21 protein-coding genes are annotated in these 22,544 nt (G+C 33.7%); 8 read left to right on the top strand and 13 right to left on the bottom strand.

The window, feature by feature from the left end; genetic code table 11:
• Positions 1-3 precede the first annotated feature (3 nt).
• Entirely contained in the window at positions 4-231 is a 228-nt protein-coding gene (gene chrA, locus C1631_RS00605; protein WP_109709733.1) for an MNIO class RiPP chryseobasin precursor ChrA, read from the bottom strand.
• Positions 232-430: 199 nt separating this feature from the next.
• Between chrA and C1631_RS00600 the strand changes: the two genes are divergently transcribed.
• Positions 431-2,275 carry an alpha-L-fucosidase gene (locus C1631_RS00600; RefSeq protein WP_109709732.1) on the top strand — a complete coding sequence of 615 codons (1,845 nt, stop codon included), beginning with the start codon at positions 431-433 and terminating at the stop codon, positions 2,273-2,275.
• 84 nt (positions 2,276-2,359) lie between these two features.
• Here the strand turns inward: C1631_RS00600 and C1631_RS00595 are convergent, their stop codons facing one another.
• The 9 genes from C1631_RS00595 to C1631_RS00555 all read right to left on the bottom strand — a co-directional run bounded on the left by C1631_RS00595 (position 2,360) and on the right by C1631_RS00555 (position 11,412).
• The gene (locus C1631_RS00595; RefSeq protein WP_034727888.1) at positions 2,360-2,776 is read right to left on the bottom strand and encodes a nucleoside-diphosphate kinase; all 417 of its coding nucleotides are present in this window, start codon (positions 2,774-2,776) and stop codon (positions 2,360-2,362) included.
• Positions 2,777-3,522: 746 nt separating this feature from the next.
• Positions 3,523-4,449 carry a ribosome small subunit-dependent GTPase A gene (gene rsgA, locus C1631_RS00590; RefSeq protein WP_109709730.1) on the bottom strand — a complete coding sequence of 309 codons (927 nt, stop codon included), beginning with the start codon at positions 4,447-4,449 and terminating at the stop codon, positions 3,523-3,525.
• 165 nt (positions 4,450-4,614) lie between these two features.
• Complete coding sequence (locus C1631_RS00585; protein WP_109709729.1) at positions 4,615-5,697, bottom strand: chorismate mutase; 1,083 nt, start codon at positions 5,695-5,697, stop codon at positions 4,615-4,617.
• Between the two features lie 400 nt (positions 5,698-6,097).
• Positions 6,098-6,679, bottom strand: coding sequence for a DUF8439 domain-containing protein (locus C1631_RS24310; RefSeq protein WP_228440934.1), 582 nt, complete (start codon positions 6,677-6,679; stop codon positions 6,098-6,100).
• Positions 6,680-6,711: 32 nt separating this feature from the next.
• The gene (dnaX, locus tag C1631_RS00575; RefSeq protein ID WP_109709727.1) at positions 6,712-7,797 is read right to left on the bottom strand and encodes a DNA polymerase III subunit gamma/tau; all 1,086 of its coding nucleotides are present in this window, start codon (positions 7,795-7,797) and stop codon (positions 6,712-6,714) included.
• A gap of 98 nt (positions 7,798-7,895) precedes the next feature.
• Complete coding sequence (locus tag C1631_RS00570; RefSeq protein WP_103250165.1) at positions 7,896-8,531, bottom strand: TetR/AcrR family transcriptional regulator; 636 nt, start codon at positions 8,529-8,531, stop codon at positions 7,896-7,898.
• Positions 8,524-9,798 (bottom strand): aminotransferase class I/II-fold pyridoxal phosphate-dependent enzyme, encoded by a 1,275-nt coding sequence (locus C1631_RS00565; RefSeq protein WP_109709725.1) that lies wholly within the window; start codon positions 9,796-9,798, stop codon positions 8,524-8,526. The genes C1631_RS00570 and C1631_RS00565 overlap by 8 nt, the downstream gene beginning before the upstream one ends.
• 429 nt (positions 9,799-10,227) lie before the next feature.
• On the bottom strand, positions 10,228-10,581 hold the full coding sequence (locus C1631_RS00560) for a helix-turn-helix domain-containing protein (RefSeq protein ID WP_109709723.1): 354 nt from the start codon (positions 10,579-10,581) through the stop codon (positions 10,228-10,230).
• A gap of 93 nt (positions 10,582-10,674) precedes the next feature.
• On the bottom strand, positions 10,675-11,412 hold the full coding sequence (locus tag C1631_RS00555; RefSeq protein ID WP_109709722.1) for a response regulator transcription factor: 738 nt from the start codon (positions 11,410-11,412) through the stop codon (positions 10,675-10,677).
• Positions 11,413-11,502: 90 nt separating this feature from the next.
• On the opposite strand from C1631_RS00555, the gene C1631_RS00550 reads away from it, so the two are divergent.
• Positions 11,503-12,150 (top strand): DUF1349 domain-containing protein, encoded by a 648-nt coding sequence (locus tag C1631_RS00550; protein WP_103249753.1) that lies wholly within the window; start codon positions 11,503-11,505, stop codon positions 12,148-12,150.
• 152 nt (positions 12,151-12,302) lie between these two features.
• Here the strand turns inward: C1631_RS00550 and C1631_RS00545 are convergent, their stop codons facing one another.
• Positions 12,303-12,512, bottom strand: coding sequence for a hypothetical protein (locus C1631_RS00545; protein WP_109709720.1), 210 nt, complete (start codon positions 12,510-12,512; stop codon positions 12,303-12,305).
• Between the two features lie 772 nt (positions 12,513-13,284).
• Between C1631_RS00545 and C1631_RS00540 the strand changes: the two genes are divergently transcribed.
• The 6 genes from C1631_RS00540 (at position 13,285) to C1631_RS00515 (ending at position 19,898) form a co-directional block, all read left to right on the top strand.
• Entirely contained in the window at positions 13,285-16,278 is a 2,994-nt protein-coding gene (locus tag C1631_RS00540; RefSeq protein WP_109709719.1) for a sensor histidine kinase, read from the top strand.
• Between the two features lie 5 nt (positions 16,279-16,283).
• Complete coding sequence (locus C1631_RS00535) at positions 16,284-16,895, top strand: response regulator (RefSeq protein ID WP_103249953.1); 612 nt, start codon at positions 16,284-16,286, stop codon at positions 16,893-16,895.
• Positions 16,896-17,027: 132 nt separating this feature from the next.
• Positions 17,028-18,227: an MFS transporter gene (locus C1631_RS00530; RefSeq protein ID WP_109709717.1), complete on the top strand. Its 1,200-nt coding sequence runs from the start codon at positions 17,028-17,030 to the stop codon at positions 18,225-18,227.
• A gap of 196 nt (positions 18,228-18,423) precedes the next feature.
• Positions 18,424-18,837 carry a hypothetical protein gene (locus tag C1631_RS00525; RefSeq protein WP_109709715.1) on the top strand — a complete coding sequence of 138 codons (414 nt, stop codon included), beginning with the start codon at positions 18,424-18,426 and terminating at the stop codon, positions 18,835-18,837.
• Positions 18,838-19,108: 271 nt separating this feature from the next.
• Positions 19,109-19,462 carry a DoxX family protein gene (locus C1631_RS00520; protein WP_103250014.1) on the top strand — a complete coding sequence of 118 codons (354 nt, stop codon included), beginning with the start codon at positions 19,109-19,111 and terminating at the stop codon, positions 19,460-19,462.
• Position 19,463: 1 nt separating this feature from the next.
• Positions 19,464-19,898 carry a hypothetical protein gene (locus C1631_RS00515; RefSeq protein ID WP_109709713.1) on the top strand — a complete coding sequence of 145 codons (435 nt, stop codon included), beginning with the start codon at positions 19,464-19,466 and terminating at the stop codon, positions 19,896-19,898.
• A gap of 153 nt (positions 19,899-20,051) precedes the next feature.
• On the opposite strand, the gene C1631_RS00510 is transcribed toward C1631_RS00515, so the two are convergent.
• Both C1631_RS00510 and C1631_RS00505 read right to left on the bottom strand, forming a co-directional pair.
• The gene (locus C1631_RS00510; RefSeq protein ID WP_228440929.1) at positions 20,052-20,465 is read right to left on the bottom strand and encodes a hypothetical protein; all 414 of its coding nucleotides are present in this window, start codon (positions 20,463-20,465) and stop codon (positions 20,052-20,054) included.
• Positions 20,466-21,058: 593 nt separating this feature from the next.
• Positions 21,059-22,384, bottom strand: a complete 1,326-nt coding sequence (locus tag C1631_RS00505) for a tetratricopeptide repeat protein (RefSeq protein ID WP_165828212.1) — start codon at positions 22,382-22,384, stop codon at positions 21,059-21,061.
• Between the last annotated feature and the right edge of the window lie 160 nt (positions 22,385-22,544).

Raw genomic sequence — 22,544 nt, 5'->3', positions numbered from 1 at the left:
GTGCTATCCCATCCCATAGGCCGGGCAGTTAAAAGGAGTACGTACAATCGTATCTTTTTCCACTATCTTTTTTGGATTTGCAGGTTTGGGCCTCCCCGGGGTCTCAGGGTCAACTATTTTTTTTACTTTCTTTACAGGTTTTTTAGTATTCGTATGGGAAGCAGGCTTAGCCGTCTGTGCTGATACTCCGACTGCTAACAGACTAGCCATTAATAATGTTGGAATTTTCATAATCGCTTTTTTTAATAAAATTTACAATAAACGTTCCATTTGATACCAGCGTCATATCTTCCTTGCTATGATTTGAAATTCAATTCATCAGGTATAAAGATACAACAAAAAAGAAGTGTTCATACATAGTCCATAAAGAATAGCGAGAGGCTATTCTCTACTACATTTTCTTTATATTTAATGTCAAAAATAAATATCTATGAAGAACAGAGCGATTAAAGTGGTTTTACTTGGACTACTATTGTCTGTATCCAACGTAAACGCACAAGCTCGGGCTATTAGTAATCAGAAAATGGAATGGTTTAAAAAAGCCAAATTAGGAGTGTTTATACATTGGGGAATTTATTCTGTTAATGGAATTTCAGAATCCTGGTCTTTTTTCAACAATTATATCAATCATGATCAGTATATGAAGCAATTAAGCGGATTTTCAGCATCAAAATATAAACCTGGACAATGGGCGGAGCTGATCAAAGAATCCGGAGCTAAATATGCAGTCATTACTACCAAACATCATGATGGAGTGTCTCTCTGGAATTCTAAAGCTGAGCGGGCAATCACTATTCCCGGTGATGCATTGGCAAAAAAAGATGTTTTAAGCCCTTTTGTGTCTGCATTAAAAAATACAGGGTTAAAAACCGGGCTTTACTTCTCACTTCCTGATTGGAGCCACCCCTATTACGATATTAATACCCGGACAAAAAAAAGATACGAAATAAAAACTGATCCAAAACGCTGGCAAAGTTTTATTAGTTATTATCAGAAGCAACTGAATGAGCTTTCCTCTCTTTATAATCCGGATCTTTTATGGTTTGATGGTGACTGGGAACATACATCAGAAGAATGGCAGGCTCCTGAAACTTTAAATCTCTTAAAAAAATACAATCCTGATATTATTATCAATTCCCGGCTTACTACTCACGGTGATTATGAAACTCCTGAACAGGGTGCTCCGGTTATTGCTCCTCAAACGCCATATTGGGAGCTGTGTTATACAATGAATGACTCCTGGGGGTATCAACCTTACGACAACAACTACAAGACTCCCAACATGATTGTACGGACCTTTGCCGATGTAATCAGTATGGGCGGTAATTTATTAGTGGATATTGGTCCACAATCTGACGGTACTATTCCACAAAAACAAGTTGAGATTTTAAAGAATCTCGGACGGTGGACTTCTAAAAATAAAAAGGCTATTTATGAAACTGACCACGGGATTCCTTTTGAGAATTACAAAGGAAAATCTGCATTATCATCTTCTAAAAAGTCATTATTTCTATACCTGGAAGAAGCCAAAGATTTTACGAAAATATATGGGTTAGCGACAATGCCCAGTGCCGTGAAAGTTCTGGGAGACGATCAGGCTATCGTCAATTTTGATTATAATAAAGAAAAAACATTAACCATTCATCTTTCAAAAGTAAAATTTGATCAGGATGTCACTGTTGTTGAACTTGCTTTTGAAACTCCTCCGGTTTTCTTTAAAAATTCTGTGAAAGAAGATCATTCATTATCAAGATTACTGGAAAACAAAAATACAAAGCTGGCAGTCTATGACATAGCCGATGCACTGCATAATGGTAACAATATTCTGACCAACTCAGGACTAACCGCTGACGGACTCGACCTGTCTATAAAGACAACACCTCAAACAAATCCGGAAACGATCAATTGGCTCAGCAAAAGTGCTGAAGCTCTTTTTGAAACGGGGAATGGCCTACCGGACGGTCATTATTCCGGAATGAGTACACTTTCGAAGGATCGGCAGACTCTTTATCTTTTTGTAGAAGGGATTCCTAACGGCCCTATCGCTTTAAAGGGGATAAAAAATGAAATTGCAAGAATACGAATTGTAGGTGACGGAACTTTATTGGATCATAAAATCTACAACAAACTTTATTGGAGTGAAAGGCCAGGTATTGTATATATTGATATTCCCAGAGAAAGACTTGACAGAAATATGACTGTCATTGCTGTTTTACTCAGTAAACCTCTTGAGCTGTATAGGGAAAAAGTGGGAGCTATTGAAAATAATCTCTAACAGAGGGCTAAAGCTTTTAAACCGTTATAAAAAACAAAATCCGGAGAATATTCTCCGGATCTTTTATTTTGTAAGAAAATTTTCTTAGAAAATCTCTCTCCCTGAAAAATGGAATTGAGCTTCGATTAATGCATTCTCGTCAGAGTCTGAACCATGAACTGCATTTTCTCCGATGCTTCTTGCGAACATCTTTCTGATTGTACCTTCTGCAGCTTCTGCAGGATTAGTAGCACCAATTAATGTTCTGAAGTCTTCTACTGCATTTGCTTTTTCTAAAACTGCAGCTACGATAGGACCTGAACTCATAAATTCTACCAACTCACCATAAAATGGTCTTTCAGCATGTACTTCATAGAATTTTTTCGCGTCAGCAACTGTAAGCTGAGTTAATTTTAAAGCTTTGATTTTAAACCCTCCTTCAGCAATCTTACCCAATATAGCACCGATATGTCCGTCAGCAACAGCATCAGGCTTAATCATAGTGAATGTAATGTTAGACATAAATGTATATTTTTTTAATGCCGCAAAATTACAAAAAATATCTTTGATTTTGATTTTAATTTTTCTTTAACATAAAAATAACTTTTATTAAGAAATTATGAACCAAACTTTGGCACAGTAATTGTTTATTCTATTGCGATTCTCATGTTTAATTTGAGTTTTCATGGTTATTAGTTTTTACCCAGCTTCGGCTGGGTTTTTTATTTGTAAAAACTTAACCATTTTGTTATTAATTTGATAAAATAAAAAACTATATTAAATCATATTAATATACTATTGCTTCTTTTTCAATCATTGGTATAATATTTTCCTTTTTTTTCTCTTAGCTCTACCCGCTGTCAAGGTTTTTAACCTTGACAGCGGGTAGGATTTTCAAATCCTTTTAAGCTATTAAAAAACAAAATAGCAGATACTAGAACAAGACAATATGAAGCTTTTTCATTGTGAAGAATTATAAGTCAAAAAAATCAGATTAAAATAGCCTGGAAATCAACCCCTTGTAAATAACCAATTATTAACATACAGTACGTTGAATTTATAAAATAATGTAAAATGTTAAGTAATAACAAAATCATTCCCTATCCATTATAAGTCATTATGTCCTATTTTTCATATGACAAAAAGACTTACCACTACCATTAGAAATGCATAGAAATAAAAATGTGACAAATTAACATGTAATTTTGTCACATTTCTACGTACAGATTGTTTTATGTCATCTGTATTTATTAATGTCTCTGATTTTATTATTTTACAGAAGCTTCTTCTGCTTCATCCATTAATTTAATATAGGTTGCATAGCGGGAATGCTGAATTTCTTCTGTTTCAAGGGCGTCAATCACAGCACATTTGGGTTCGTTGACATGAAGACAATTATGAAACTTGCATTCTTCTCTTTTTTTGAAAATCTCCGGAAAGTAGTGTTGCACTTCTTCTTTTTCAATATCAATCATCGCAAACTCCCGTACTCCCGGGGTATCAATTACATTTCCGCCAAAATCCCAAAAATGCATTTGCGCAAAAGTTGTTGTATGCTTTCCTTTTAAGTGAGTATCAGAAATTTCAGAAGTTTTCAGATTTAATCCTGGTTGCAACGCATTTACTAATGTAGATTTCCCACAACCCGAATGGCCAAAGAATACTGAAGTTTTATCTTTAAGAATCTCCGCAAGCTGGTCCAGATTTAATTTAGAGTAAGAAGAAATTTCTAATGTGTCATAGCCTATTTCCTGGTAAATAAATTCAACATCTTTTACAATTTCAATTTCTTCTTCATGAAGAACATCAATTTTGTTGAAAAGAATAAGCGGGGTAATATTATAAGCTTCACAACATGCTAAAAAACGATCCAGAAATCCTAAAGATGTTTCGGGATGTTTCAATGTAAAAATAAAACAAGCAAGATCAATATTGGAGGCAATAATATGGGCTTCTTTTGAAAGGTTTACTGATTTTCTGATCAGGTAATTTCGACGGGGTTCTATCTTCGTAATCCAGGCAATATCATCCTGTTCCAATTGAAACTCAACATAATCTCCTACTGCCAGCGGGTTGGTAAGTCTTGTTTTTATTAATTTGAATTTCCCCCTGATTCTGGCCTCGAAAATTTTATTAGTTTCCAATTCCAAAACCTGGTACCAACTGCCTGTAGATTTAATGATTTTTCCTTTCATAGATAATACTGGTGCAAATATAAGCAATTAGGGCTTAGGATTCAGGAAATAGGTTTAAAAACACATGTTTCAATTCTTCTATATTCCGGAATCTAAGCCCTGATTTTTTATCCAGGCATCATTAAAGATAAGATCCTTTTTACCTTTATGTCTGCTCCTTACTGCCTAGTCTCTATCAATCATGATATTATTCTGAACTTCAATAGATTCTTCGTGGATTGCTTTGAAAACTTTTTCAATAAAATCCTGAGACATTCCTGTTTCCTTAGCTTTCTGAGTTGCATATTCAGTAATAACTTTCCAACGTTCCGGCTGGAAGATGGCAATATCATTTTCTTTTTTAAGCTTACCGATTTTTTCAGAAATTTTCATTCTTTGGGAAAGAAGTTCAATCAGCTGAAAATCAAGATCAGAAATTAAAGTTCTGTGTCTTCCCATTTCTCCTTCAAAACCGGCCAGATTTGTATTTCTTACTTTTAAATTACCAATAAGCTCTGCCAGTACTTCAGGAGTAATCTGTTGAGCTGCATCACTCCATGCTTCATCAGGATTGGAATGCGTTTCAATAATGGCTCCCTGGTACCCTACGTTAAGAGCTTCCTGTGTAATATCTGCCAAGCCTGTTCTGTTTCCACAGATATGAGATGGGTCAATCAGCATTGGTATATTGGGGAACTGGCTTTTAAAATCAAGAGCGATCTGCCAGTTTGGATTGTTTCTGTATTTTGTTTTCTGGTAAGTAGAGAATCCTCTATGAATTACCCCAAGGTTTTTAATATCCTGTCCTAAAAGTCTTTCCAAAGCTCCTGCCCATAATGCAAGATCCGGATTCACAGGGTTTTTAACGAATACCGGCTTATCAGTACCTCTTAATGCCATTGCAATTTCCTGTACTGTAAAAGGGTTTACCGTAGAACGAGCTCCGATCCAAAGAACATCTACATCAGCCTCTAAAGCAGCAAATACGTGGTGAGCATTGGCAACCTCTGTAGCTGTTTTAAAACCGTATTCTTCTTTTACTTTCTTTAACCAGTTCAAACCAATCACCCCTACTCCTTCAAAACCATTGGGTTTTGTACGAGGCTTCCAGATTCCTGCACGGAAAACCGATACCTGAGCATTAGATTCTTTTATTCTTCTGGCTGTTTCAAGCATTTGAGCTTCACTTTCTGCACTACACGGTCCTGCGATCATTAATGGTTGCGTAAGCTCATTGATCCACTCGTTTTTCAAATCTTTTAGATTCATATTTTAAATTTTATTGTTTTTATATTTTTTTTAAAGTTCACAACAACGGCCCTTAGATTATAAAATTTACTTTATAATTCTTTTCAAAAAATGCCGTTCAAAGTTGTTTTAAAGGAATCAGGAAAATAAAAGGGCTCTACTTCTCCTGTATTTTTTGGAAAGAAATTCAGTTAACAGTACCAATAAAATCGGTAATACGTTCTGAAATTTCTATAATAAGAAACAGAAAAACTGAAATATCCGCTAAAAAAGTAATTAGCGGGTGTAAAAAAAGACAGATATGTGTTAGTCAATTTTTCCATTTTTTCTTCTGGAAATGTCTTGTTTTAGCGTTTCTGGTTACATTTTCTTTTTGTCAAAAAATTATTTTGTACAAAAAGATTTGACAAATATATAAAAATTATGTCAAATCAAACTTCATTAAATCATCAAGATCTTTCAAAAGTGGATTTTTTTCGATAAACTTTTCAAATATTTTTCTTTTGGTAACGACCTCAATCTTCAGATTTTCAACGTCTCTGTGGTATTCTACCTCAATAGAATGGTTCTGAACTTTTCTTCTAAAATGATTGAAAAATTCTCCACTTATTTTATCAAATTCCACTTTTGCAGAATCCGATGGAAATAAAACCTTGATTTTGTTTTCGTCAGCTTTCTCCAGTTTGAAGGTTTTTACAGCATTAAAAACAAAGCTATTTTTCATCTGCAGCTGTTTAAGCATAATTTTCCACTCCATTTGCAGATCTGTGTCTGTGAAATGGTGTTGAGGAAGATTGTTGGTTTTCACAACAACATCTTCTTTTGCTTCTACCTTATCTTCTTTATTTAAAAAGGAATTGATGCTAAAACCTGAAGAAATACCAGGTCTTGATAGGGGTTTTGTTGTTTTAGTAACAACAACGGCCTCCTGAATATTTTCAGATGATAGGGGTTGTTCTGTGTTAGCTTTTATTTTCTCAGGAGATTTTTCAGGAATTTTCACTTCCTGTTTTTCACTGAGAAACGGCGCCAGTATTAAGAACTTTTTTTTTTAGTATCGCCTAAGTTCGCTGTCAGAGAAGCCAGCTGCATTAAAGCAATTTCCACGGTAAGTCTGGAATTTTTGGAATTTTTATAATTAATATCGGCATGATTACAGATCTCAATACCATCAATCAATTGTTGGGCAGCCCACTTTTGTCCTTGCTCCACAAACTTGATCTTTGTTTTCTCTCCTACTTCAATCAAATCAATGGTGGCTGCATTCTGTGCCATCATTAAATCTCTGAAATGATTTCCTAATCCGGCAATAAAGATGTGAGGATCAAAGCCTTTTTTCACAATATCATTAAAAGCTGAAAGTACTTCCGGAATTTTATTTTCTTTGGCCAGATCAACAATATTGAGATACTGATCATAATCCAGAATATTTAATACTTCTGCTGCTTTTGCTAATGTAATGTTCTTTTGGGAGAATGTAGACAGTCTGTCAAAAATAGAAAGTGCATCTCTTAATGCACCGTCAGCCTTTTGAGCAATTAAATACAGAGCGTCATCTTCGTACTGAATATTTTCTTTTTGAGCAATATTCCTTAAGTGCCCCTGAATGTCTTCAATGGTAATTCTTTTAAAGTCATAAATCTGACACCGGGATAAAATAGTAGGAATAATCTTGTGCTTTTCTGTAGTAGCCAAAATAAAAATGGCATGCGCAGGCGGCTCTTCAAGTGTTTTCAGGAAAGCATTGAAAGCGGCAGAAGACAGCATATGCACCTCATCAATAATGTACACTTTGTATTGTCCTACCTGAGGGGCAAAACGTACCTGATCGATAAGTTCTCTGATATCATCTACAGAATTATTGGATGCAGCATCCAACTCATAGATATTATACGCAAAACCGTCTTCTGAAACCGAGCCATCTTTTTCATTAATCTTTCTTGCCAAAATTCTGGCACAAGTAGTTTTACCTACTCCACGAGGACCACAAAAAAGTAATGCCTGAGCCAATTGACTCTCTTCAATTGCATGTTCTAAAGTATCCGTAATGTGAGATTGCCCTACAACTGTATCAAACTCATGAGGACGATATTTTCTTGCAGATACTATAAAATTTTCCATTGGCCAAAAATAAGAAATATAGTTTTAATTTGAAAATTAAAAGTTTTCAAATTATCAAGAAAAACATATTTCTGATCAAATTGGAAAACTTTTATTGATTATTTCTGGTAGGCAAAATCAATTATTTCAGCAATTGCTTTCTCAATTTCGGACCTTCCATCCTCACTCTTCATATCTAAGCCACAGAAAGTACTTCCATTAGCTGCGGTATGAATATTCAGATAATAAGCACCCGAAATAAGCAAAGCCATGATCGCTCTGATTCTTTTTCCTTTCTCATCTCCAAAGTAAGGGTCTATAACGCTCTTAAAGATTACATTACCCATTTCTTCTCTTTCATCAGCAAGCCTTCTGAGGATCGGTTTTGGTTCTGAAAGTTCCCAAAGAATAATTTTCTGAAGCTCTTTATTCTTTTTCAGGCTTTCAAATTGATTGATCACAGCAATCTTAGTCAGTTCTTTTCCTCCATCTGAAAAATCAACTTCTCCATTATTACCGGCTGCAAGATTGTTGCTCCAGTAGTCCTGGGATTTGATATACTCATCAATCAATTTATCAGTACTTCCAAAGTACTCATAGATTAACTTTTTATCAAAACCAGCGACTGCTGCAATTTTGCTTACTTTCAGGCCAGAGTAACCTTTTACTCTTAAAATCTTACCAACTGCGGCCAACAGTTTCTGTTTGGTCTTCTCTTTATCTCTGATAGGACCTTGTACAACTTTCCTAGGCATGGTTGTTATTAAATTTTTTTGCAATATGCAATTTATTATTGATATCTTCAAATGCATTTAGAGTTTTATCTAAATGTTTTCTTTCATGAGTAGCCATTACAGCCATTCTGATTCTTGAATCTTTCCTCGATACTGCCGGATACATGATCGCATTCGCATAAATTCCTTTTTCCAGAAGAATCTTCCCAATATTTCCGGTTAGACTCTGATCTCCAATTTTGACCGGAACGATTGCAGAACTGGTCGTTCCCGTATCCAACCCTATGTCATTTAATCCTTTTTTAAAATAATTTATATTTTCCCAAAGTTTCATACGCCACATCGGTTCTTCATCTACGAGCTCAATAGCTTTGGTAATTCCCATGATAGATGGAGGGGCTGTTGCGGAAAATATTTGCTGACGTGATTGAAACTTTATAAAGGTTGCTATTTTTTCGTCACAAATTACATATCCTCCAACACTACCAAATGTTTTACTAAAGGTCCCTGTAATAAAGTCTACTTTATCCATTAGCCCTGCGTCTTCCAAGGCTCCCCTTCCTGTTTCTCCTAAAATACCAACACCATGAGCATCATCAACCATCAAATAGGCATCATATTTTTTTACTAAGTCATAGATTTCTTTCAAAGGAGATATATCACCATCTTGAGAATACACACCATCGATAATTACTAGCTTGGTACGGAATTTATCTTGGGACTTAATCAAAATCTGTTCCAAAGCTTCCAAATTATTATGTGGAAATGTTTTTGAATTGGTAAAAACACATCCTTCTCTCACACTTGTGTGTACAGCCATATCTACAATAGCAATATCTTCTTTTTGCAGCAAAATCTGAAGGGTTGCACTATTTGCCGTATATCCGGTTGTAAATATGACCGCCTCGCCATCCTTTCTTCCAAAGAAAGATGCAATTTTTTTCTCCAGATCATCATGATAGGAAAAGTGTCCTCCAATCAATGGTGAAGCACCAGCTCCTGTTCCATATTTCATAATGCCTTCAACGGCAGCCTGTTTCACTTTTGGATGTTGGGTAAACCCAAGATAATCATTAGAAACAAAGCTGACATAATCTTTTGATGTATTATCTATATCAACATTCATTACAGAGTTACAGCTTGAATTATTTTTTAGTCTGTAATTGACATGTCCGTTAGACTTCAAATATTCCAGAAATTCATAAAAATGCTCTGCTCTTTGAGTCATATTATAATCAGGAATATTCTCGAAGTCCCTGAAGGTTGCTGTTGCGAAATTGATGCTCATCCTTAATTTTGTTTGTATGTGGTTTGAAGAAACAAATATATAACTATTTAAAGGGTGTAAGCCTCGGGACGAAATTAAATGTTATTAACCACACGGCAATTTCGCCCTTATACTTTGGAAACCATTTTTTTTAAATATATCTGCAATTTTTAAATATTTTTTTCATTGAGTTTTTATGTTTTTCTTTACATAAATTTAATAAAAAAAGTAAACAATAAAGAAATATTATTAAATAAATAACAAAAAAGATGATTATTTTCCACAACCATCTCATTTATAAAAGATTATTTTTTTCTATTTTTTAATTGCAGCTAATTTAAAATATTACCCCAAAGGAAATTGTACATACTATTTAATCAAAATGAAAAAAAAATACACCCAAAGCTCCATAAACATTAGGTTTTAATGACAATATTTCACAAAAATACATTATTTTTTTTTAGAAATTCTGAATTCTCCGGGAGTAAAGCCGGTCATTTTTTTAAAGAATTTTGAAAAATTGGAGGGATCATAAGTAAGGATACGGGCAATTTCTGCAATAGATTTACCCGATGTAATCAACATCCCTTTGGCTTCTAAAATAATTTTTGCATCATAGAAATAACATGGATGCTTCCCTGTTTCTTTTTTAATCGTATCGGTAAGATGTTTATGAGAAATAGCAAGTTTCCCTGCAATTTCATTTACCTCCATGAACTCAGGGGTCGTTCCTGAAATTACATCCTGAATATGCTTTTCTAAAAAAGCAAAATATTGACTAACAATTTCTTCACTACGTCTCATTGTGTTTTGTTCTTATTTTTAAATGAAATAATAAATTTAAGAATAAGAATTTAAACAACATGGTGAACTTTTCGGATAATTGATTAGAACAGGTCAGTAAAAACTATCTTTAAATGCCTGAGTTGAGTTTTTCACCTTTAGTTTTTCAAGGATATTCTGGCGGTGTCTGCTTACTGTATTTACACTTATTGAAAGTAAATCTGCAATTTGTTTGCTGGCATATCCATCTCCAACAAACTTCAGGATCTCAAGTTCTCTTGGGCTCAAAATATTTTTATAATCCAATTTATCTTTTACCACTATTTCGCCTGTAATGGTGTTGATAATCAAAAAATCAGAAACAACAGATTGAGTTAAGGCCAAATTATAAAGACAAAGCGCAAATCTCAGTTTTCCATTATCCGGTGAATAAATGTAAAACATACGATGCTTTACCCATTTATAATCATTATTTTCATTTTTCATCCTAATTTTAGACATTACACAATAGTCTGCCCGTTCCTCCTTTTTCAGTGAATCCATTAATTTAAAAAAACGGAGTTCATGAATATACTTTTTTAATCTGTCATCAGGATGTAATTTTTTCAGCATTTCTTCCTCCCAAATAGTTTCAATCTCAACAGGATTTTCTTCAAAACTCAATCCTAATTCCAATGCCGCTTTAGACTTGTATATATAGCTTTTATTAGTCTGCATGTCACTCAGTACAGCTATTGCCCCTTCCATCCGGGAATACATACTTGCCCTTTGTTTATAGACTTCTATATCCAACAAACATTTCCCCGGTGTATTGTCAAGCAATTTATGACTTAGTTCTTCACGGATTTCCATAATGGTTATTTATCAGTATTGACGCAACGTAGGTTTAATTATACTTTTGCTAAAATAACAATTTGCCCTTAAAACCTATCTATAAAAAAAATGAAGAAGTTAATTTTAAGTTTCTGTGTGCTATCTTTTATTCAAAAAATTTCTGCTCAGACACTGGAAAAAATGACCTGGTTTAATGAACCTGAAAAATGGGAAATCAAAAACAACAGCTTATCAATGTTTGTAACTCCACAAAGTGATTACTGGAGAGTTTCACATTATGGATTCACGGTAGATGATGCTCCTTTTTATTATACAACTTATGGCGGAGAATTTGAAGCAAAGGTAAAAATAACAGGTAACTACAAGACCAGATTTGATCAAATGGGGCTTATGCTAAGAATGGATAAAGATCATTACATTAAAACCGGAGTAGAATTTGTGGATGGCAAATATAACCTCAGCACTGTAGTCACCAATCAGAAAAGCGACTGGAGTGTCATTACATTGGATAAAAGCCCTTCATTTATATGGATCAAAGCCGTCAGAAGATTAGATGCTGTTGAAATATTTTATTCTTTTGATGACAAAAACTACACTATGATGAGAAATGCTCCTTTTCAGGATAACACTCCTGTAATGGTAGGGCTAATGGCCGCTTGTCCGGATGGAGAAGGGTTTAATGCTGTATTTGAAAATTTCAAAGTAAAACACCTTCCGGACCAACGCAGACAGGATTGGCTTAAAAAAAATCAATAATTGAATTACACTTCAATATACAGTCAATTTTATTCACCTCCCAACCTGGGAGGTTTTTATTCCTGCCCCTAAAGCCAATCAAAAAAAGCTATATAAAATATAGCTTTTCCCGTTATTTATTAGATAATTTCGGTGTAATGAAATCAGAGATATCAGCTTCTGTTAAATGTTTTATAAAGGTCAACAGCAGCTACTTTCCCCTCTTTAAAATCAATAGATAGAATAATCTTTCTCCCTATCCAGGTATTTCCTACCTGATAAGTCCAGGTATCATTTGTAAAAAAATTGAAACCATCTCCCAATTCTTCCGTGATTTCATGACGAGTCTTACCCATCAGATGATTAAAGTCTTCTTTTTTCATAATTTTCGTGTTTGTATTTAATCATCAAAATTGAGACCATTATCCTGAATATCAACTTTAAGCCCTTCTTCAAAACCGATAAAACTCATCATTCAATACCGTAAAAAAAATACTTTAAAGCAACTATTTAATTCCGTGTTTTAGTTTAGATGTTATTCCTTTCAGGCACGATTATCTTTTCTGTATCATCATTTTTTACAATATATATACAAGTCCCATGAGCGAAAAAGAAAAAGGCCTCTTAAAAGAGACCCTTTATTTCTGAGATAAAATCGTTTGTGTTCTTAGAATCCTAATTTTAAAATTAAAAAAATGTCTTCTCATGTTATGGAAACTGTTGGGCAAAAATATAAATACTAATGCGCCTTATCAAGGATCTTAAGTAGAATTAACCTCATTTTTCTGTCAAATTTTTACTACAAAAAATAGGTGCCTTTGTGAAATCTTATAAAAAATCTGTTGTTGTTTCGTTTCAACAGCAAATTATCACTATTGCAGGAAATATTATATTATTAAAGAACTCTTATGTCATTCATTATCAACATAAACAGATAATATTTAAAATAAAAAACATTTAAGACATATCTGTTTATGTATATAATTTCACTATTTTTACAGAATCAAAAAAAATAAAACACAATGGCCAAGAAAACTTAGTGATCAAAATTTATTCTCAATCATTCCTACCCATTAAAAAAACTTCGGCTTGTACAAAAACTATTATTAACCGTTTTTTGCTGTAATGCAGAAAACATAGATCAGTCATGCACATATGAGAGTTTGGGCATTGTTTTTTGCTTTCTTATATATAAACATCTACGGACAACGGTATACATCTACCTGGTATAATATTGATAATGGACTTCCGCAAAGCAGCGCCAAGGCCATTGTCAAGGACAGGTATGGCTTTATCTGGATATCTACAGAAAATGGTCTTGTCCGATATGATGGCTTCTCGTTTATTACTTTTAATAATTTCAAAGTAAACAATCTGCATTTTGGAGAATTCATTGGGGATCCTCTTTTAGACAGCATTACTGTTCTCAATAATTTCCATGAGAATAAAATTATTATTAAAAACCGATTTCCAAAACTTGCCAGACTTTCTCAAAGGGATAAAGGCTCTTTTTCAAAGGGGCAGGATTTTGCCCACAGGGTTGCCAATAATATCATTACATCCAATTTTTATAATGATATTCATTATTTTATTCAACTTAAGAATTCAACCTACCGTTTCGCGGAAAAAGATGCTGTTATTTATAAAAATGAAAAAGGATATGAAACCAGAATCTCTATTCCTTTCTCAAATAAAGAACTGAACAATATCTTTGTATTCAATGAGGTACTATTTATCAATGATTTAAAGAAAGGAAAGACATACTCTATTGACAAGGGAAAACTTTTCGTTTCTGAAAAACCAACTTTATTTAATGATCCACACACCAAAATATACTGGCAACAGATAACCAATCAAACATTTATAATCAATCGCGATAACATTTATATTGTAGAGAACAAAGGAAATGAACCTTCATTAAGGTTTCTTGTGAAATATGATGAAATAGGAAATCATTCCTATTGCTCTATGTTTTATGATACAGACTTCAATAAACTTTATCTGGGAACTCTCAATAATGGGCTCAATGTACTTCGGCTCTCTGATTTTTATGTGGCCAAAAAAGAAGCAGATTTTTCAAACAATATTTATTACGCTTCCCTCCCATCCGGCAAGAATACCATCATTGCAGAAGACGGAACAGAGTTTGGGAAAGAGGGCATTGTTAACAGATATCGATTTGGGAGCAATGATAATTATCCCATGATGTATAATAATTCGGGTGATATTCTGATCCGAAAGAGAAATAGTATTGTCAGATTTTATAAGAACTCCGGATACAAAAAGAAAGATTCTACTTTTATAAAAAAGGGATTTGAATCTCTTATCAAAAATGGTGATCTGTATGGTGCAACATTCTCTGATTTCTCAAGTACTCAACTGCATATTTTCAGGAATGATCTTTTTTCAAAGCCGGATTTTGTGTACAATTTTAAGAGCTTCGTGAATACTTTCTTCCAATATTCCGATGGGAAAATTCTGGTAGGTACCAGTGACGGATTATATTCTGTTGTTCTGGGAAGTAGTACCATTACCCCTATCCTAAAAAATACTCATGTTAAAAGTATTATCAGAACCAAAGACAATTTAATCTGGGTGATGACCAATAAAGACGGCTTCTATCTATTTAAAGATCAAAAACTTATTAAAATGCCAAATGACAGAGGCAATTATCTACAATCTGCGCATGATATTCTGGAGGATCAACACGGAGCTTATTGGATATCGTCCAACAATGGTTTGTTTAAAGTACCGAAAAGGCAGCTTCTTCAGTATGTGGAAAACAGAAACACCCCTGTTTTCTATTATCGTTTCACGAAAAGAGATGGTTTTCTAACTAATGAATTTAACGGCAGCTCTCAACCCAACGCCTCGGTACTGGAAAACGGGGAATTTGTTTTTCCATCTATGGATGGATTTGTATTTTTCAATCCTGCCCGGATTAAAACCTATTACCCGGACAGAAAGCAAATCTATATCGAAAGAGTAAAGATTGGAAATTCCGAAACACGTTATTTCCGTAACGTGCTTGATTTACAAAATGACTATAAAACGGCTGAGGTTTTCATTGACATTCCTTACTTCTCCGATCTTGAGAATCTTTATATAGCTACCAAAATATCCGGACAGGAAAGTTCAGAATGGGAACAAATTCCTGCCGGAAAAGAATTAAAATATACCATCAGTAATCTATCTCCCGGAGATTATGTACTTAGGGTAAAAATGTTGATTTCTCCCGATGGAGAATTTGAAGAAAAACTGATCCGTTTTAAAATCCAGCCTTTCTTCTATCAAACAGTATTATTTCGGGTATCTGTCTCCATCATTGTTTTGATAATCATTATGGGTATTGTTCAGCTTACAACCAATATTTTAAGGATACGGAATAAAGCATTAAAACAAATTGTCCACAACAAAAATTCAGAACTTAAAGAAACATCTCTTAACCTTGAAGTAGTAAAGAGCGATTTACAGAAAGAAACAGAATACCAGAAAAAACTGGTAGAGACAATCAGCCATGATATTACCACTCCCATCAGGTTTATTGCCATGCTTTCTCAAAAACTGTACGAATCGGATGATGTGGAGCTACAGAAAAAGTATTTTGACAGCATTTATAAGTCTTCTGAACAATTGTATCAGTTTACATTAAATTTAAAAGAATACACGGAGCTTTATAAAGCTAAAAATATCTTTGAAGAACACGAATATATCATTAACAGGATTCTTGAGACCAAGAAAAAATTATTTTGTGAAATTGCCAAAGAAAGAGGCACTATTATTATCAATGAAGCCAAAGAACATGTCTATTCTAAAGTCAATGAAAGTATTTTGACAGCAATCATTCATAATATTCTTGATAATGCAGTAAAAAACACTTTTCAAGGGACTATAGCCCTTGGTATTACAGAAAATAAAAATACAACTGTACTATCAGTAACTGATACAGGAGCAGGAATGTCTGCTGAACAAATCGTTGTATACTTGAATCTCTTTAAAAATCCTAAACTGGAAACTCCAAGCTTCAAAGGAAAAGGCTTGGGATTACATATGGTAATTCATCTGGTCAAAAAAATTAATGCTGAAATCAATTTCAAACACAATCATCCTACAGGAACAATTGTAGATATAACACTCAATAAAAACTAATTCCTATGAACGAAAGAATCTTAATAGCTGATGATCATTATGTAGTAAGAGCAGGAACTGCTCTTGTTCTGGAGTCTGCATATCCTAAACTGGCAATACACTTTGCCGAAAACTACGAAGAGGTAAAGAAAATGCTGAGTATTCATCACTATCATCTTCTTATTTTAGATATTGATATGCCGGGAACCCAGTATAAAAAGATGGTTTCTGAGCTTAAAAATATACAACAAGATTTAAAAATCCTAGTCTTTTCAGGATATGATAAAGAGGTTGCCATACAATATATCAGAGAAGGAGCTGAAGGCTATCTCAATAAACAAAGCAGTGAAGAAGAAATCAAGAATGCGGTAAAAGCAGTGATTGAAAAAGGATACTATTATCCGGCAGAACTCATAGGGCTTATTATCCAAAATAAGAGGGATAATCCTGCAGAAAAGCTTTCGTCAAGAGAATATGAAATTTTTAAATTACTGGCAGATGGATATGGAAACCTTGAAATAGCCAACAAACTAAACATTCAAATGTCTACTGTAAGTACTTACAAAAAAAGGATCTTTCAGAAGCTTGATGTTAGCAATATTGCAGAACTGATTAAAGTCTATGAAATGATGCATTGATGCATCAGGTATATTCAATAATCAGAACCTATTATAACCATTGAAATAATGATTTTTACATTCAAAAAATAATCAGGAAATTTACCCAACTAAGATTTCTGTAAACCCGCATTGCTAATTGCAAAAAATATCATGAATATATCTGAAAAAGCAGATCAGGGAAGCCTTCGCTTCCGATACATAAAACTTTGTATTTTCTTTTCAGGACTTTCTGTATTTGCCCAGCTCTATCTTTTCCAGCCTATGCTGCCTATGGCTGCCGAATATTTTAAAGTATCAGTGGGAGACACCTCTTTACTTGTATCTTCCTCCACTATTGGTATGGCGATAGGCTTGTTGTTTTTTGCATTTAAAGCAGACAGTTATTCCAGAAAAGCCCTGATGACTTTTTCATTGATCTCTTCAGCTTTGCTCACCATCATGTCTACCTGGGTTCCAAGTTTAAGCCTGTTGATTGCCATTGGCGTTTTTAAGGGATTTGTGGTTTCGGGAGTTTCGGCCGTTGCACTGGCTTATCTTACAGAAGAAGTACATACCGCAGTGATAGGATCTGCTATCAGCATGTATCTTAGTGGTAATACTATCGGAGGAATGAGTGGAAGAATAATGGCAACTCTTTTAGCCGGAGAATTTGGATGGCGGAATGCTGTACTGCTGATCGGAATAGAAAGCTTAATTCTTGGCCTTATATTTTGGAAGCTATTTCCCAGATCTAAATTCTTTGCCCCACAGAAAACAGATTATCATCTGAAGGTAAAGCAAATGAAATTTTTTCTGACGAATCCTTATATGTTTCGTTTGTATTGTATTGCAGCTTTATTAATGGGGGCTTTTGTAAGTGTTTACAATTATCTCACTTTCCGACTGGAAGCCCAACCGTTTTCTTTGAGTCATTTTGTCATTGCATTTATATTTCTGATGTATATTTTCGGGGTATTTGGAACCATGCTTGCAGGACGACTTTCTAAACGGTTTCGTATGAATGATATTCTGAAAGGCTCTATTCTTTTTATGGTGATAGGAGCTTTATTCCTGCTCACAGAAAATATCTGTATTCTTATTTTCGGCCTGGGTCTTTTTACACTTTCATTTTTTGCAGCTCATACCATGGCAAGTCAGATGACTGCTCTGTATGCAAAACGTGGAAAGTCTTCTGCAACCTCTATTTATTGGCTGTTTTACTACTTTGGATCAAGCATTTTGGGAACCGGATCCGGATATCTTCTGCATGCCTATTCCTGGAACATTTTCATTGCTGTCCTCATGTGTTCTGTTGTAATAGCCCTCTTGCTCGCCACAGGTAACGTCTCTACCCAGGAAAAAAGTTATTGATACCACACACATACCATGTTTGTACCGTGACAAAAACCTTCAGACTGACGATTAGAGCTCAGTTTTAACACAACATTAATTATTAGCAGCCAAAATTTAACCTAATCTTCACTAAAACACAGTATTATACTACAATGCAAGGCATAGTGTTTGCTATATTTCAGTACACAATATCATCACTAAAAATCAAAATATTATGGACGTAGCAGATCTTAAAATCAAAAACTTAGTCGAGTACAAAAATCAGATTTATACGATCATCGAAATCTTTCAGAGTATGGAGCAGGCATATTTTGTTAAAATTGAAAATGATGTTCACAGTATCTCAGTTCCGGCAGATCGTATTAAACCTATTAAAATAACAGAAGAATGGCTTGAAAAATTAGGTTTTTCAAGAACCTACAGCTCAGATCAGAGTATTCGATATGAAAGACCGGAAGCATTTATAAAATATGATATAGACCTTAGTTCAAAAAAAATACTGGAAGGGCTTAAAATATATGGAAATGCTATCAGATGTAGGTATATTCATGAGTTTCAAAATATCTTTTCGTGTTTATTCGGAAAAGAATCCGCTGTACAATATGGCTATCTGAAAACAGAATCTTAATTAAATACTTCTTACGTATTGTAGAGAACCACAGCTTAGTAATAGGCTGTGGTTTTCTATTTAGGAGTTGTTGATTCTAAAAGGAATGTTTAAATTTCATTAAAATTATAAGCCAGAGACCACAATACGTACTCCCATTAAAAATTGAAAGTTCCGAAAAATTCACCATTCATATGTCATTGATTTCATGCATATTTGTATAAGTAACTATTTTGTTCGAAAAATTACGTGAGTAAATAAATAATGGGCAAAGCATTAAAAAATACCTAAAATGATTATAAAGATTATTAATTCAATACTTATTCTTACGGCTGTCTTTATGGGCTTTAAACAGGGAACTGCTATGTTTTCTGCCAAACCCGAGATGACAGAAATGTTTGGTAAATGGGGCTTTGATAAAACAGCGCTTATGATTAATGGCTCTATTACCATTGTGGCATCAGTAATGATCTTATTTCCTAAAACTTTTATCTGGGGAAACTTCCTTATGGCAGCCGGCATATTATTAATCATCTGTTTTCACCTTATGGATAAAGACCTTAAAGGAGTATTGATTGAGCTGCCATTCATTCTTCTTAATTTGCTTATCATTTATCTTCAACACCCTCTTAAAAACTCAATATGATATGAAAATATATAGTATCATTACAATATTTACCACAAGTCTTTCTATGATAGCCTGCGGGCAAACGATGAAAAACAAACAGAAAACAGAAATACAATCTTCAAAAAAACAACAAACAATGGATGTATCAAAAATAACAGATGCTACTGTAAAGCAAGCGATAGAAGCCCTTCAGGCCGGTGATAAAAACTGGTACAATTTCTTCACAGAAAACCCGGTTATGACTGATGATGGTCATACAGTAGATTTTAAATCTTTTTTTTCGAATGCCTTAGGGAAAGAGATGTTTCTGAGTATAGACCGTGTTGAAAATGAAGGAAAAGATATTTATGGAAATTTTAAGGCCGGACAATGGGGTACATTTCCCGTATTTTTTAAGTTCCACAAAAACCCTGAAGGAAAATTTGAAAGACTAGACATAGGACAAAGTAAATAACCTGTTTTTTCAAGAAATTATAAATCGATTATTTTCCCTGTGTAAGTATATATTTTTATTTCTGCTATGTGTTATAGCAAACAGAAAAACGACCGTCAAAACCTGATAGTCGTTTTTCTGTTTTATTAGTCGATTGAAGATTTTAGAAAAAAATCAGCTTTTAAAAACAGTTTTATTGGCCAATTTTAAGGTATACGTCTTTTTAACTTTGGTTAGAGTATATTTTCCCTTTTTATACACTGTATTTTTTTTCGAAGCTCCTTTATCAAGTATAAGACTTCCTTCTGAAGCAGGCAGGAACAATTCTGCTTTTTGCCCATCATCACTAAGAATAATCGTAGCGTTAGAAGTGTATGACTTTTTGCTATCTACTTCTTTAAGTTGGATACTTTGCTCAAAAAGTCTTACGCAATCATTTTTTATTACTGAGAAGGTATAACCCGCTGAGGCTTTGCATCCGTGTTTGTCTTTATCGGATCCTAATCCTTTTGGTGCAAGTTGAGCAAATGCTGTTGAAGAGAACATCATCATTGCTATTGCAGTACCTAATAATTTTGTGTTTTTCATAAATTTAGAATGTGTTAATAAATTTTATTTCATGTAATAGGTTCATTTCTACCATAATCACTGAGCAATGATTCGTTTTCATTTCATTTCTCACGACTTATGATACTTATTATAAATATAAAACTTTTTTATCATATAGAGGGACTAATCATTCTGTGTTTTTAGAATCTTATTTTTTTCATGTGTATTTTCCGCCCCTCCATTGATTTTGTAAAAGTGAAAAATTTATCCAAAATAACAACAACATCATAGTACTACATACATACCACATCTTCGTACACGCCATAAAAAGAGGATTTTACTTTTTTCTCACAGCTCCAAAAATGTCATAAATCCAGACACTTTTTTTCAAGTCTTTCTATCCTTTCAGAAAAGTTAAATGCAAATATGCTTATATTTTAACATTTCGTCGAACCGTTTTTGAGAAGTGATAGCATATAAATTCTGTTATAAAAAATAAGGAAGCAGGAAAGAGAAAAAACAAGGAAAACTCAGATATATTCTCATCCATTTATTATTTGGGCAACAAAAAACAACTGCAATGAGTGTACAGTTGTTTTTTATCCCTATTTAATGTTCTGATGTCATTTTAATTACAATGAATCAAAGAAAATAAATAATTCCTGATCACTGGGAACATCAAGCTTTTTTCTTAAACGATGTTTTTTTTGTTGTACAGATTTATGTTGAATAAAAGTGTACTCGGCAATTTCTTTTGATGTAAAATTAAGTTTTATCATTGCACAGAACGCAAGTTCCGATGCTCCTAATTTCGAATTGATCTCCAGGAGTTTTGGGCAAAAATCAGGGTAGATTTCCTGAAATCTGGTTAGAAAAGTAGAGTCATTTTTCTTGGCTAAATTAACCAATTCATCAAACGAATCGTTGATTTTACTCTTCAAAGAAAGAGCTTCACTCTTGAATTCATTTTTCCGTTGTCTCAATGACCTGTTATGTGTATATAAAAGAAGAAAAATGATCACACATAAGATAATAATAACACTTCCGAAGAGATATATTTTTTTCTCAAAACCAAGAGATTCTTCATCTTTATCATTCAGCATCTGATCGATTGAGATATTGATTGCTTCATTCTGGATATTCTCCAGGTCCACTTTTTCTTCTCTATACCTTTGCCTGGCTTCTGCTTCTTTTTCCGGTTCATTTAGCATTTTATAGGTATTGGCTATCGATTCATAGGCTCCGGGAATATTATATAATCTATTGGTTTTATTATAATTATCCAAAGCTTTTTTATAGTAGCTTAAAGCAGTATTATAATCTTTCAACTCATAATAATAATCTCCATAAGTAAGATAAACAAATCCACTTTGCACATTCACCTTTCCGGTATTAACAATTTTTTGTGATGCTTTCTGAAGATAGATCAAAGCAGAATCCAACCTTTTTGTATACAACAGGTGATGTTTAGCCAATAGTGTATTTAGCAGTACTCCCCGACTGTCAACTTTTTGACCCTTTTGCAAATATATATACGCCGAATCTGTTTTATTTGCTTTATACAAGCACTCTGCCCTGTTGGCATACAACCTGTATAAATAGTACTTTCTTTTATCACTTTCACTTGTGCTTTTCAGATAATAAAGTCCTTTTGCATTAAACTCTAATGCACTTTTATACAAACCGATTACATAATTTAACTGGGCATGTTCCTGATAAAGTCTGGCTTTTAATACGTGGCTATCAACTGCTTTAAGTTCTTTCTCAGCCAAAGACAGATAAGACAATCCTCTTTTATAGTTTCCAATGGTTGCAGAAATGTTGGAAATATTGATATAACAAAGAATAACCCCCTCTTTGTATTTATTTTCTTCCGCAATATTCAAATAATCTTTATTCAGCCTCACCAGGTTTTCATAATCCCCCTGAATACGGAGCGACTCTGTTTTTTTAAGCAATAAACTATCAAATTTTTTGGGCTGAAAAGATGTTTGTGCATGCAGGCTACTGTTAAAAATACAACATAACAGAAGTATGAAAAGATGATTATTTGAAAAGCAGATTTTATTCAATTGTGTTTGAAAGGGGAACATGTTTTTATTATTTTTTAATATGGTA

The sequence above is a fragment of the Chryseobacterium phosphatilyticum genome (genome assembly GCF_002899825.2).
Lineage (GTDB): Bacteria > Bacteroidota > Bacteroidia > Flavobacteriales > Weeksellaceae > Chryseobacterium > Chryseobacterium phosphatilyticum.
The sequence above is the reverse complement of the archived record's forward strand: the minus strand, read 5'-3'. Positions and strand labels throughout refer to the sequence as shown.

Bases quoted from the DNA above. Each gene is read 5' to 3' on its own strand.
- rsgA (WP_109709730.1), bottom strand. From the start codon at position 4,449: ATGAAAGGAAAAATCATTAAATCTACAGGCAGTTGGTACCAGGTTTTG.
- C1631_RS00555 (WP_109709722.1), bottom strand. From the start codon at position 11,412: ATGGAAATCCGTGAAGAACTAAGTCATAAATTGCTTGACAATACACCG.
- C1631_RS00600 (WP_109709732.1), top strand. From the start codon at position 431: ATGAAGAACAGAGCGATTAAAGTGGTTTTACTTGGACTACTATTGTCT.
- C1631_RS00565 (WP_109709725.1), bottom strand. From the start codon at position 9,798: ATGAGCATCAATTTCGCAACAGCAACCTTCAGGGACTTCGAGAATATT.
- C1631_RS00520 (WP_103250014.1), top strand. From the start codon at position 19,109: ATGATTATAAAGATTATTAATTCAATACTTATTCTTACGGCTGTCTTT.
- C1631_RS00595 (WP_034727888.1), bottom strand. From the start codon at position 2,776: ATGTCTAACATTACATTCACTATGATTAAGCCTGATGCTGTTGCTGAC.
- C1631_RS00525 (WP_109709715.1), top strand. From the start codon at position 18,424: ATGGACGTAGCAGATCTTAAAATCAAAAACTTAGTCGAGTACAAAAAT.
- dnaX (WP_109709727.1), bottom strand. From the start codon at position 7,797: ATGGAAAATTTTATAGTATCTGCAAGAAAATATCGTCCTCATGAGTTT.
- chrA (WP_109709733.1), bottom strand. From the start codon at position 231: ATGAAAATTCCAACATTATTAATGGCTAGTCTGTTAGCAGTCGGAGTA.
- C1631_RS00510 (WP_228440929.1), bottom strand. From the start codon at position 20,465: ATGAAAAACACAAAATTATTAGGTACTGCAATAGCAATGATGATGTTC.
- C1631_RS00570 (WP_103250165.1), bottom strand. From the start codon at position 8,531: ATGCCTAGGAAAGTTGTACAAGGTCCTATCAGAGATAAAGAGAAGACC.
- C1631_RS00540 (WP_109709719.1), top strand. From the start codon at position 13,285: ATGAGAGTTTGGGCATTGTTTTTTGCTTTCTTATATATAAACATCTAC.
- C1631_RS00585 (WP_109709729.1), bottom strand. From the start codon at position 5,697: ATGAATCTAAAAGATTTGAAAAACGAGTGGATCAATGAGCTTACGCAA.
- C1631_RS00550 (WP_103249753.1), top strand. From the start codon at position 11,503: ATGAAGAAGTTAATTTTAAGTTTCTGTGTGCTATCTTTTATTCAAAAA.
- C1631_RS00535 (WP_103249953.1), top strand. From the start codon at position 16,284: ATGAACGAAAGAATCTTAATAGCTGATGATCATTATGTAGTAAGAGCA.
- C1631_RS00545 (WP_109709720.1), bottom strand. From the start codon at position 12,512: ATGAAAAAAGAAGACTTTAATCATCTGATGGGTAAGACTCGTCATGAA.
- C1631_RS00515 (WP_109709713.1), top strand. From the start codon at position 19,464: ATGAAAATATATAGTATCATTACAATATTTACCACAAGTCTTTCTATG.
- C1631_RS00560 (WP_109709723.1), bottom strand. From the start codon at position 10,581: ATGAGACGTAGTGAAGAAATTGTTAGTCAATATTTTGCTTTTTTAGAA.
- C1631_RS00530 (WP_109709717.1), top strand. From the start codon at position 17,028: ATGAATATATCTGAAAAAGCAGATCAGGGAAGCCTTCGCTTCCGATAC.